Raw genomic sequence first — 11108 nt, 5'->3', positions numbered from 1 at the left:
TACCCTATCTCCATTCACCGCGGCGCGGGCGCACCACGGACTGTCGACCGCAGCGCGGTTGCCAAAAGCTGGCCGATGGATCGTGTGTCGGTGCCACTCGACAGCGATCGTATCGGCTGCCTTTTCATGTGATCCTTCAGTCCGTGAAACGTCCGGCCGAGGTTTAGCTTACCTGCTGCGGCATTCTTGTTCATGCCACGAAGGTAAGCTCCGGGACGGTCGACGTCGCCTCGAACATGTTTGTGCGCCGTCGCGAACACCGATGCTGCGGCTCCCTTTTGCCCCATCAGTCGGCAGGCTTCACGCCAAACGTCCGCGGGGATCGAGGCCTGGGCGACCAGCCTCTCGGCGTCACCGATCACAAGACCCCATGTCATTTGTTCACCGGGTCGAGATATCAACTCTGGTGCCACGGCCGCGATGAAGCTCGGATCGACACCGTGATGAGCGAGATCCATCTCGACGTCGCTCTGCGGCTCGTTGTTTCGGACGTCATAGCCCGCATCACTCCGCTTCACCGCCAAGCCTCTACAGTTAGTTGCTTTAGCAATGGAGGGTTGAATTGTAGTTGTATAGCGCGTGTCATTCTCGACGCCCTTGGGTGAATCTTTTGGAGCTTTCGGAGGCACATCCGCAACCTCGACGGCTGTCTTGATGCTGTCCGCTAGCGCAGCGGCGTGGCTTTCCAGCTCTGCTACACAAGCCTGCAGCAGCCCTTCGTCCCGAACCTTCCTCATCTGGTGGACTGCGAGTTGGGCAATTTCGGTGATGCTGGCAGTATCGATCCCACCAATCGCCTCATCGAGCGCGAATTGAGCCAGGCTACGGATGCGACGGCGTGCAGACGTGAGGCGTTTGCGTAACACTTCTAACCGCAAATCCGCCGCTGTACCTTCGGCGACTATGCTGACGAAGTCAGCATAGCGCACGCCGAGTGGGCTAAGGTCTATGCCATAAGCGTAGATCAGGCGGCCATCTCTGCCCCTGGCGCCGACACGTTTGCCGTTGGCGCTGTCACGATGGGCAATGAGGCCCCAGCGGGTTGCACTGGCAAGCAGCTTCTGAAGCTGCCTAACCCCGATACCCAACTTCTGGCTGAGCTTTTCATTAGACGGAAAGACAATCGGACGTTGCCCCTCGGCCCAATCTACCTCTCGCGACCAACTCATCAGTGTGTCGATGGCATGCACGAGGCGCGGGGGTATCCCAATGTAAGGCGCCGCGCGCTTTAGCGCCGTCAGGACATGCCGATGGCTGATGTTCTCAGGCAAACCGGAAAAGCTGTCAGCGAGACGTTCAGTCGATGCTGTACGTTCGTCTACTCGCCGATGCCCAGCCCCCGGAGCGAAGACACAAACACTCATTCGGAGAATCCCCTTTTGGATTTCCGTGCGGACGCAGAAGTCAGTGGCGCCTGAAGCGCATAATCCTACTGCATCATCGTAATTCAGCTATGCTGCTACTATTGAGCAGCACCACCGAAATTCCGAAAATCCCAACCTACCGCCGGGCTTTTCTTTTCTGCACGGCATTCCCTCAATTAGGTTTCGCGAAGCCAGACGACCCCGAGATCGCCTCCCGTGATTCCGGAACCGGCGATATGGACAGCCTAAACATCAGATGTGTGCGATGTCGTGCCCGCTGGCTCGTGCTTTCAGTTACCTTATCGAGGAAATCCTCGTGCTTTCAGTTACCGTATGTCCCCCGGCCGGATAGCGGGGCAACGCGATAGGGTAACTGAAAGCACGAGGAGGCGTGGCGCAACGCGACGCCCGCCCTCGAAAGCCGGGGTTCCACTCGTGCTTTCAGTTACCCTATCTACCGACCGAGCGATCTAGGCCTCAGGGGGCGGTCGCTACGTCAGGAGGGCTGCGCAATCAGTGTAAGTTATTCTTCGCCAAATTCATCAAATCGTTGGGACCGGCGCCGGCCAAGCTTTTTATATTCAACCTCGATCGCGCGCACCAAAAGGTTTTGGGCCGCCTCTCCATGTTCAGGCCTGATATCATCGAACCCAAGCCCATCGACATGCTGCACGACGGTAATGATCTGTTCGGGAAGGCCGGTCACAATACCAAGGCACATCGGTATGACCTTCAGGAGGTCCTTTAATTCGATACCCTCGTTTTTCTGCAGAACTTCCTGGGCGTACATCGCCTCGATCTTGCTGATGGACAGAGCTTCGAGGATCGCTACCAGCTCCGGCATTCTGAGGGCGACGCGCTTGTCGACCTCGCGGTGGAGCCCGTCGTGGAGACGGCTCCGACCGATTTTGGTCATGTACGCCAGCTCCCTGACGCTCATCCCTTTGAGGTCCATCCTGGCTAGGATGTAATCTTCCAAATCGAAGCTTGGAATCGCCCCCTCTGGCTTTTCCGTCCAACTTCGCGTCGCTTCGCCCATGCCCCGTCTCCCCGGTACATCTCGTGGGTAGACGCACGGAATCGCAAAAAGCAACCCTAAGCTGGTCCGAGACAAATCTTTATGGACGCTTCGGCCGCAACCGAATGACGTTGGTGTCTTTCTTTTTCAATGAAACGCGATAACTTTCCGCTTCAGAGGCGGAAAGGCCTAGTTTGGTTAGGACCTCTGTAGCATTGCGCTCGACCACTAGGTCAAAAAGCATCAACGAGACCGCATCCGGTAGTAGAACTGTTTGGCCAAGTGCCTCGCCGAGGGCGACCGCAGCCGCCTCGATCGTACCAGCACTCGTTTCTAAGATAGTGAAGTCTATCTTCACCTTACCTTCGCTTGAGATAATGCGAAGGTGGTTTCTCATATCCTCGGCATCATAGCTATCCGCAAGGTCTGGCGTGCGGTTGGCACGCTCGTTAATTACCATTGGCAAAGAATAATAAAAGCGGTGCTTATTAGACAGGAGCCTGATACTCTCGGTGGTTAGGCGAAAATAGTGATCCGAAACGGAAATATGATACGCCTTTTCAGCCGCCACTGTCGCTAACCCTCAATCTCGAGTCCACTCCGGACTTTGGCTTACCCCGCATACTCCAAAAAGCGGCGAGCTGCATCCTTCGACTCAAGGGCTAAACCAGTTACGATCCGAATGCCAAATTGGATGCCCGGATTTCCCGGGCAGCCTGCCCGCGTTTTCAGGGCGGGTGCCCGGATTTCCCGGGCGGCTGCCCGCCGCAGCCGGGCACGGTGATTCGCAAACGACAGAATTGGATCTGAAAGTTAAAAAAACCATAAGCTTCGGCTTGGTTCCGACGAATGCCGATTGCGGCCGGAGAAACGCACCGGTCAGTCTCCTCTTGGGCGCGCTGAACAGCGCTCGATCGAACGGAGACTCCTACCATGAAGACCATGCTCAAGATCGGCCGTCGCGCCGAGACGACCGCCCTGGCGGTCATCGGCGCCGCAGCTGCGGCCGCTGTCCTTGCCACCCCGGCGCTGGCCGGTGCGGACGCCACGTTCAACACCGCCCTGAATGCCTTCACCGGCTTCCTGGAAGGTTCGGGCGGCAAGATCATCACCGTGTTGTCGCTGGCTGGCGGTGTCGTCGGTCTGGCCTCGGGCCGCTTCTCGCTCGGCCAGGTCGCCATCCCGGTCGGCGTGGGCGTCGGTGCTGGCACCGGTATCCCCATCGTCACCTCGACCGTCACCGCAACCATCTGACCCGACCCGGTGCCGGCGTTGATAGCAGCTTCGCCGGCACCGTCCTTGAAGGTGGCGTGATGTCAGCCGATAAGTACGTGATCCCATCGCATCTCGACGATCCTGAGCTGATCGGGTTCTGGACGCTCGACGAGTTCCTCGCGATGGTCATCCCCTTCACCTGGGGGATCCTGTCCCAACACATCGTCATCGGGATCGGCCTTGCCGTCCTGGGCTGGTGGGCCCTGAGGAGGGCCAAGGCGGGACGGGCGACTTCGTGGTTGATCCATCTGGCCTATTGGCATCTGCCGGGCGGCTTTCCGTCGCTCAAGGCCACGCCACCTTCCTATCTTCGACTGATGGTGGGCTGACATGGATTTCTCCTACCAGCACGCGCAATCCCAGCGCGTCCTCCGCCAGCGTAATTTGCTTGGCATCGCCGCGCTGGTCCTCGCCGGCGTAATTGCGCTGCTGCTTCTGATGTCGGCGACGCGGAGCCGCGAGATCGTGCTGCAGCCAGTACTTGGCTCGCCGGTCACGCTGTCGACGTCGGGCGTATCGCGCGAATATCTCGAGCTCATCACCCGCGATACCGCGGTGCTGACCCTCAACCGCACCCCCAGCAGCCTCGACTATTGGATGAAGTCGGTCCTCGCGATCGTGTCGCCCAAGTCGCAGGGCGCGATCAAGGCAGACCTCCTCAAGATCGTCGACGAACAGCGCGGCTCGAGCATGTCGCAATACTTCACGCTGGAGGGCATGGAGATCGATCCCAAAGCGCTCCAGTCGACCGTGTCGGGCAAGCTCAACACGGTGATCGGTCAGAAGATCGTCTCCTCCGAGCAGCGCACCTTCGTCTACGACTGGGAATATGCCGGCATGACCCTGAAGCTCGTCGGCTTCAGCATGGTCCAACCCAAGACCCGACCGGGAGCCGCGATGTGACCGCGATCTACGCATTTGGCAGTGCCGCGCTCGGCACTGCCCTCTCCACCCGCACCTTCTGCTGGCTGAGCCGCATCGCGGGCTTGGCCCTCATCGCCGTTGCGGTCTTCATCTTCGCAGCGCCGGCCTTTGCTGCTGGCGACCAGACGTTGATGGCCGCTGACGGCGCGCAGGTGTCATGCACCGCGTCCTCGAAGGACCTCACCCGCATCAGCCTCGTCGGCGATGAGTTTGCAGGGGTCTCCAAGATCAACACCGGCAACCCGGCGGACGACTTCTCGGTCGTCAACGAGCCGGTGCGCGGCGACATCTACCTGTCGGTGCCGGAAGGCTTCGGCCGGCAGGTGCTGTCGTTCTTCGGCACGTCGAAGCGCGGCTACGTCTACAAGTTCCAGTGCCGGATCAGCGGCGACCAGGCGGTGCAGGTGTTCGTCTCGAACCCCGCGATCGCCAAGGCCGATGCAGTCGAAGCCGGCACCACCACCAAGATCGCCCAGACGTCCACGCCGGAAGAAGCCGCGGTGACGCTGGTGCAGGCGATGTACGCCAACAAGTCGGTCGACGGCTTCGAGATGCGCCAGCGCTCGCTGAAGCCGGTCTATGTCGGCAACCTCAAGGTGCAGATGATCGCGGAGTATCGCGGCGAGGCGATGACCGGCCGCGTCCTGCGCATCGAGAACAAGGGCACCGCCGAGGCGACGCTGACCGAGGCCAGCGTGGCGCCGGCCAGCGCGCTGGCGGTGTCGATCGCCGAGCCCAAGCTCACGCCGGGTCGGGTCACGACCGCCTACCTCGTCTCGCGGAACGGAAACTAAGCCATGGGCCTCAAGAACATCTTCAATCGCGAGCGCAAGGCCCTCGACGCACCGGAAGCTGGCGACGCGGACGGCGTTTCGCCGGTCGCGTCCGAACTCGATGGCAACATCGAGACCCGCAAGAAGCAGCAGATGAAGCTCGCGGCCGGCTGCGGCGTCGTCCTGGTGGCGTCGTCCTTCTGGATCTTCAGCGGTGATGACGCGGTCAAGAAGATCGACCCCGACAGCGCGGACAAGAAGACGGTCTCGGTCAGCGACATGACCAACAAGACCAAGTCCGAGCAGGAGTGGATGGCGCAGTCCGAGAACCGCTTCCAGTCGACCGAGAACCAGCTGAAGGGCGTCGACGGCACCAATGCCCGTCTCGCGCAGCTCGCCGAGCAGGTCGATGCGCTGCGGGCGCAGAACACCTCGATGTCGCAGGACGGTACGCGCGTCGTCTCCGCCTACCAGGCCGAGAACGAGCAGCTGCGCCGACAGGTCAACGAGCGAGCCGCAGCACCGGCGCCGATGCCGGGACGGCAAGCGATGTACGGTCCGGGCAGTGCTGCCATGTACGGCAATCCCGGCGCTGCCGGCCCCGGCCTAGCGCCCGCGCCCGCCCGGCTCAGCGAAGTGAAGATGGTGTCGTTCGGCTCGGCCGAGACCGGTCCGGCCAGCAAGGTAGCGAAGGGCAGCACGATCTATACCGATAGCCCCAACTATCTGCCGGCGAACAGCTTTGCCTCCGCCAAGGTCGTGGTCGGCGTCGATGCCTCGGCCGGCGTCAACAGCCAGGCCGATCCGCTGCCCGTCGTGCTGCGCATCACCGGGCCGGCGCGCTCGGTGCTGCAGAACGGCAAGCTGCTGACGACAAAGATTCAGGGCTGCCTCATCAACGGTGCCGCCCGCGGCGATCTGTCGAGCGAGAAGGTCTACATCAAGCTCCAGAAGATGACCTGCCCACAGCCGGGTGGGCGCTACGCGGAGTCCGAGGTCAAGGGCTTCATCGCCTTTGGCGGCAAGACCGGCGTGCGTGGACGTGTCGTCAGCCGCGAAGGCTCGCTGGCGATGCAGGCGTTCTTCGCGGGCCTCGTCGGCGGGGCCGGCACCGCGCTCAACTCAGCCTTCACCGCGCCGGTGGCGACGATCAGCGCCAATGGCAACGGTGGCATCAACCACACGCCCAACCTCGGCAACGTCGGCCTGCGCGCGCTGGGTGGCGGCGCGCAGGAGTCCGGCAAGGACCTCTCCAAATACCTGATCGAGCGCGCCGAGCAGTATCAGCCGGTCATCGAAATGCCGACCGGCGTCGACGTCGAAATCGTCTTCCTGGAGGGTGTTTATGTCCGCAACTGAGAACCCGCGTCGGCGCGTCCGGAGCGCGCTGTTCACCGGCGTCGTCGGCGCACTTGCCGGTGCGTCCGCGTTTGCCGGCATGGCGATGGCCGCCAACTTCGGCAGCGCCGGCGACACCAAGGTCGCCGAACGCCTCGAGGCCCGCCTGCCCAAGACGCAGGTGTCGAAGGTCGATTGCGCCGTGGTCGACGGCCTTTGTGAGGTTACCGCCGGCAGCAATCTGTTCTACGTCGATCGTAGCGGCCGCTATCTCGTCATCGGCCGGGTCTACGACATGGAGACGCGTCAGGACCTGACCGCCACCCGGTTGCTCGAAATCAATCCGGACACCCTGGTCGGCGGGGCCGCCAAGGCCAACGCCGCGCCCGATCGAGGCGACGCGCCGCTGACCAGCGCCGATCGGCCGGCAGCGCCGACGACGCCGAAGCATCTGTCGCTGGCTGCCCTGCCCAAGGACGGCGCGATTGTGTGGGGCAACCCACAGGGCAAGACGGTCACCGTCTTCAGCGACTTCGAGTGCGGCTATTGCAAGGCGCTCAGCAACGCGCTGGTGTCACTCAACGTGCGGGTGGTCGAGCGGCCGATCTCGGCGCTGGGTACCCGCGCGCTGTCCAACCAGGTCTACTGCGCCAGGGACCGGGTGAAGGCATTGCATAGCGCTTATGCCCGCGAGCCGCTCGGCACCTCGGCAAGCTGCGACACCTCCGGCCTCGACGCCAATGAGCGTTTCGCCAAGGCGAACGGCCTGCTTGGCACGCCGGTGCTGGTGCGCGGCGACGGCGCGGTCATGGAGGGCTTCCGCTCGGCCGAGCTGGTCGCTGCCTTCATCGCGGGCAGCAAGTCGTGAGCCGCGCCCGCCTCCTCCTCGCGGTTCTCGCCGGCAGTGCCGCGGTCAGCGGTTGCACCACGCTCGACGGCAATGCGAAGGGCAGCTTCTCGTGTCGCGCCCCCGACGGCATCTGCGCGCCGAGTTCGTTCATCGACGATCGCGCGCTCGCGCTGATCTCCGGCGAAGACGGCGATCGCCTGATTACGCCTGCCGGGCCGTACACCGCGCCGCGCGCCGAGGGTCGCGGCTTCGACACCGCTGCCGTCGCTCCGGCGCGGAGCCAGGAGCGGGTGCTGCGGATCGTCTTCCCGGCACAGATCGATGCGGCCGGTCGGTTGCACGAACAGACTGCGGTTCATGCCGTGGTCGAGCGCGGCGACTGGCAGCAGGCGTTGGCCAGCAATGCGGTCGCGACGACGCCGGCGCAGGTGCGGGCGGCAACGGGCGGCGACACGCTGCTCGCCGCGATTGACCGCGCCGATCAGCCGCTGGTTTCAGACGGTGACGCCGGCGTTGATCCGGACCTGCCGAGCGCTGCGGCTGTTGCGGCCGCTCGTGCGCAGGCAGACCCGGTTGGCGACATCAAGGATCAGGTGGCGCGCCGGCTGTCGCGGACCGCGCGCCGCCCGGCACCGACGGCATCCGCCGTGCAAGCGCCGATCGCCGTGCCTACTACCGTCCGGCCTGCCACGATCGCCCCCGTCGCGGTCGGCATGACGACCGCGCCTAAACCCCTCCCCGCATCCGAGTCTGTCCGTCCAAGCGCTGCGGCCACTTCGGCGCCAGTGGCGATCTCTGCGACCTCGGGCATCGCGGTGCCTAAGTACGCTACGCCGGCAGGCCGCGCCGCAATCGCGTCGGTCGCGGGCAATCCTGCGATCCGGTCGGGGCTCGCCCGTGCCGAGCCGGAAGCGCGTGAGGCGGCCAAGTCGGCCAGCCCGCTGCCGGTGCTGCGCGCATCCTCGTTCCCTGGAGTGGACCAATGAAGATCCTTCGCTGGCTGCTCTCGACCATCCTCGGCGACGCCAAGGTCCCGGAGAATGGCCGTCCGGACACCGCGGTGCCGCGGTTCGTCCACTGGCTGCCCTACCGGGGCTACGATCCCAATACCAAGCTCTACTACAACAGCGCCTCGCGCGGCTTCTTCCTCGAGGCGACGCCGATGATCGGCGCGACCGAGCAGAGCCATGAGATGCTGGCGCAGCTGCTGTCCGAAGGCATCCCGACGCCGGGTGCGCTGCAGGTCCATGGCTGGATGAGCCCGCGGATCAGCGATAAGCTCTCGCAGTGGTACATGCCGCGCTATTCGGCGTCGGGCATCTACGAGCGCATGGCCCGGCACCGCACCGAGTATTTGATGGGCGGCGTCTGGAAGTCGCTGTCCAACTCGGCCCCCTTCTGCCTGCGCAATCATCGCCTCGGCATCTCCTATTCGACCCCGGAATCGAGCCGGGTGTCGAACGACGAGATCATCTCGGTCATGGAAGGCATGATCTCGGCGCTGGAATCGCTCGGCGTCCATGCCCGCGCGGTCGATCCCAAGGGCCTCATCTCGTGGATCGATGACATCACCTCGCCGACCACGGCGCCGGGTGACGACACGATCACCTACAATCCGTTCGACTCGATCGCCGATCAGGCGGTGCGCCACGATCTGGAAATGAAGATCGAGCCGGACCGCATCCTGCTGCGTACCGAGCGTTTCCGGCCGACCGGCAAGACCGTCGATAACGCCCCCGAGATCGGCGAGATCTATCCGGACACGTTCGACGTCCGCTCCTTCTCGGTCCGCAACCTGCCGCAGCGTTGGGCGCCGTGGGACATGGCCAAGCTCATCGGCGACATGTTCGCCGACAAGCTGCGCATGCCCTGCCCGGTCTCGACCAACCTGTGCCTCGACTTCCCGGATGCGGAAGCCGCAGGCCAGCGCGCCGGCCGCAAGTTCATGCGCACCACCAGCCTCGCTGACAGCAAGTCGGCGCGGATGCTGCCGCAGCTGCACGACCAGTCGAAGGAGTGGGGCTTCGTCAAGGATGAGCTGCGCCAGGGCAGGAAGCTGGTGCAGGCGTTCTACTCGGTCACCTCGTTCAGCCCCAAGGGCAACGGCGATGCCAACGAGCGCATCCTGAAGTCGGTGTACCGGGCAGCAGGCTGGGACCTGCTCGACGATCGCTATCTGCAGATCCAGGGCCTGCTCGCGGCGATGCCGATGACGATGGCCAATGGTCTGTCGTTCGACCTGAAGAACATGAAGCGGCTGCGCACGGTGCTGACGACGACGGCCGCCAGCCTGATGCCGCTGCAGGGTGAGTATCTCGGCGGCAACAGTCCGCACCTGATGCTGATCGGTCGGCGTGGCCAGCCGTTCTTCTGGTCGCCGTTCGAGAACACCGCCGGCAACCACAACGTCGCCGTGTTCGGCAAGTCCGGCTCAGGCAAGTCGGTGGCGTTGCAGGAGATTTGCTCCTCGATGGTCGGCTCCGGCGCCAAGGTCGTCGTGATCGATGACGGCCGCTCGTTCGAGCATTCCTGCAAGCTGCAGGGCGGCGCGTTCGTCGAGTTCACGATGTCCTCGGCCTTCTGCATCAACCCGTTCTCGATGATCGACCCGGTGCTGGCGGAGACCGATGAGGATTACCTCATGGATTGCTTCGCGATGCTGAAAAGCATCGTCAACCAGATGGCGCGCCACATCGACAAGCTCAACGATACGGAAAGGGGGCTCATCGACGGCGCGATCAACGAGGTCTGGGCGGCCAAGGGCCGGCAGGGCTCGATCAACGACGTCATCGCCGCGCTGGACGCCACCGAGAACCAGATCGCGATCGATCTCGGCATTGCGATGCGGCCGTTCTCGTCGACTGGCACCTATGGCCGCTTTTTCGAGGGCGAGGTCTCGTTCGAGCTGAAGAACCGGCTCACCGTGTTCGAGCTGTCCGACCTGTCGTCGCGGGAGGAGCTGCGCTCGGTTGCACTGACCGCGATCATGTTCATGGCCAGCCAGGCGATGCGCCGCGAAGACCGCTCGGTGCCCAAGGCACTGCTGCTCGATGAAGCATGGCAGATGTTGAAGGGCGGCTCGATGGCCGACTTCATCGAAGCCTATGCCCGGACCTGCCGCAAATACGGCGCGTCGCTGATCACCGCCACCCAGAGCCTCAACGACTATTACAAGTCGGATGGCTCCAAGGCGGCGCTGGAGAACTCGGACTGGTTCGTGATCCTGCAGCAGAAGGCGGAGACGATCGCCGACTTCAAGAAGCACGACCGCTTCGAGATGGACGACTACACCGACGCGCTGCTCCGCTCGCTGAAGCGGCAGGGCTCCGAATATTCCGACGTGATGATCAAGGGCCCGGAGACGCTGGCGGTCGGCCGCCTCGTCCTCGATCCCTATTCGGCGACGGTCTACTCGTCGTCGCCGCAGACCTTCGCCGCCATCCATGACCTGCTGGCCCAAGGCCTGACCATGGAAGAGGCGATCGAGCGGGTCGCCTATCCCGACAATCCCGAAAAATGGACCGATCCCAGCGCCGATGAAGCGCTGCCGATCGCCGCGGAGTGAC

General features: G+C 63.4%; 11 protein-coding genes. 8 read left to right on the top strand and 3 right to left on the bottom strand.

What is annotated here, in order from left to right; translation table 11 throughout:
- Nucleotides 1-14: 14 nt before the first annotated feature.
- The 3 genes from repC to IFT82_RS09155 all read right to left on the bottom strand — a co-directional run bounded on the left by repC (nt 15) and on the right by IFT82_RS09155 (nt 2953).
- On the bottom strand, nt 15-1364 hold the full coding sequence (repC, locus tag IFT82_RS09165; RefSeq protein WP_192125989.1) for a plasmid replication protein RepC: 1350 nt from the start codon (nt 1362-1364) through the stop codon (nt 15-17).
- A 523-nt stretch (nt 1365-1887) separates the two neighbouring features.
- Nucleotides 1888-2403, bottom strand: coding sequence for a hypothetical protein (locus IFT82_RS09160; protein WP_192125988.1), 516 nt, complete (start codon nt 2401-2403; stop codon nt 1888-1890).
- Nucleotides 2404-2482: 79 nt separating this feature from the next.
- On the bottom strand, nt 2483-2953 hold the full coding sequence (locus IFT82_RS09155) for a hypothetical protein (protein ID WP_192125987.1): 471 nt from the start codon (nt 2951-2953) through the stop codon (nt 2483-2485).
- A gap of 362 nt (nt 2954-3315) precedes the next feature.
- On the opposite strand from IFT82_RS09155, the gene IFT82_RS09150 reads away from it, so the two are divergent.
- Genes IFT82_RS09150 through traC form a run of 8 tightly spaced genes read left to right on the top strand, consistent with a single transcriptional unit; the run spans nt 3316 to nt 11107 of the window.
- Nucleotides 3316-3636, top strand: a complete 321-nt coding sequence (locus tag IFT82_RS09150) for a TrbC/VirB2 family protein (protein ID WP_159512611.1) — start codon at nt 3316-3318, stop codon at nt 3634-3636.
- Between the two features lie 59 nt (nt 3637-3695).
- The gene (traL, locus tag IFT82_RS09145; RefSeq protein ID WP_159512612.1) at nt 3696-3986 is read left to right on the top strand and encodes a type IV conjugative transfer system protein TraL; all 291 of its coding nucleotides are present in this window, start codon (nt 3696-3698) and stop codon (nt 3984-3986) included.
- 1 nt (nt 3987) lies between these two features.
- The gene (locus tag IFT82_RS09140) at nt 3988-4560 is read left to right on the top strand and encodes a type IV conjugative transfer system protein TraE (protein WP_192125986.1); all 573 of its coding nucleotides are present in this window, start codon (nt 3988-3990) and stop codon (nt 4558-4560) included.
- A complete protein-coding gene (locus IFT82_RS09135; RefSeq protein ID WP_192125985.1) occupies nt 4557-5375 on the top strand; it encodes a TraK domain-containing protein in 819 nt (272 codons plus the stop codon). Before IFT82_RS09140 ends, IFT82_RS09135 begins: the two co-directional genes overlap by 4 nt.
- 3 nt (nt 5376-5378) lie before the next feature.
- Nucleotides 5379-6713, top strand: a complete 1335-nt coding sequence (locus IFT82_RS09130) for a TraB/VirB10 family protein (protein ID WP_192125984.1) — start codon at nt 5379-5381, stop codon at nt 6711-6713.
- Nucleotides 6700-7560: a DsbC family protein gene (locus IFT82_RS09125; RefSeq protein WP_192125983.1), complete on the top strand. Its 861-nt coding sequence runs from the start codon at nt 6700-6702 to the stop codon at nt 7558-7560. Before IFT82_RS09130 ends, IFT82_RS09125 begins: the two co-directional genes overlap by 14 nt.
- A complete protein-coding gene (locus tag IFT82_RS09120) occupies nt 7557-8528 on the top strand; it encodes a TraV family lipoprotein (protein ID WP_192125982.1) in 972 nt (323 codons plus the stop codon). The genes IFT82_RS09125 and IFT82_RS09120 overlap by 4 nt, the downstream gene beginning before the upstream one ends.
- Nucleotides 8525-11107: a type IV secretion system protein TraC gene (gene traC / locus IFT82_RS09115; protein WP_192125981.1), complete on the top strand. Its 2583-nt coding sequence runs from the start codon at nt 8525-8527 to the stop codon at nt 11105-11107. Before IFT82_RS09120 ends, traC begins: the two co-directional genes overlap by 4 nt.
- Nucleotide 11108 lies beyond the last annotated feature (1 nt).

Source organism: Sphingomonas sp. CFBP 8760 (assembly GCF_014841615.1).
GTDB lineage: Bacteria > Pseudomonadota > Alphaproteobacteria > Sphingomonadales > Sphingomonadaceae > Sphingomonas.
This window is presented reverse-complemented; position numbering and strand designations above follow the sequence as displayed.

Bases quoted from the DNA above. Each gene is read 5' to 3' on its own strand.
- repC (WP_192125989.1), bottom strand. From the start codon at position 1,364: ATGAGTGTTTGTGTCTTCGCTCCGGGGGCTGGGCATCGGCGAGTAGAC.
- IFT82_RS09160 (WP_192125988.1), bottom strand. From the start codon at position 2,403: ATGGGCGAAGCGACGCGAAGTTGGACGGAAAAGCCAGAGGGGGCGATT.
- IFT82_RS09150 (WP_159512611.1), top strand. From the start codon at position 3,316: ATGAAGACCATGCTCAAGATCGGCCGTCGCGCCGAGACGACCGCCCTG.
- traL (WP_159512612.1), top strand. From the start codon at position 3,696: ATGTCAGCCGATAAGTACGTGATCCCATCGCATCTCGACGATCCTGAG.
- IFT82_RS09140 (WP_192125986.1), top strand. From the start codon at position 3,988: ATGGATTTCTCCTACCAGCACGCGCAATCCCAGCGCGTCCTCCGCCAG.
- IFT82_RS09130 (WP_192125984.1), top strand. From the start codon at position 5,379: ATGGGCCTCAAGAACATCTTCAATCGCGAGCGCAAGGCCCTCGACGCA.
- IFT82_RS09125 (WP_192125983.1), top strand. From the start codon at position 6,700: ATGTCCGCAACTGAGAACCCGCGTCGGCGCGTCCGGAGCGCGCTGTTC.
- traC (WP_192125981.1), top strand. From the start codon at position 8,525: ATGAAGATCCTTCGCTGGCTGCTCTCGACCATCCTCGGCGACGCCAAG.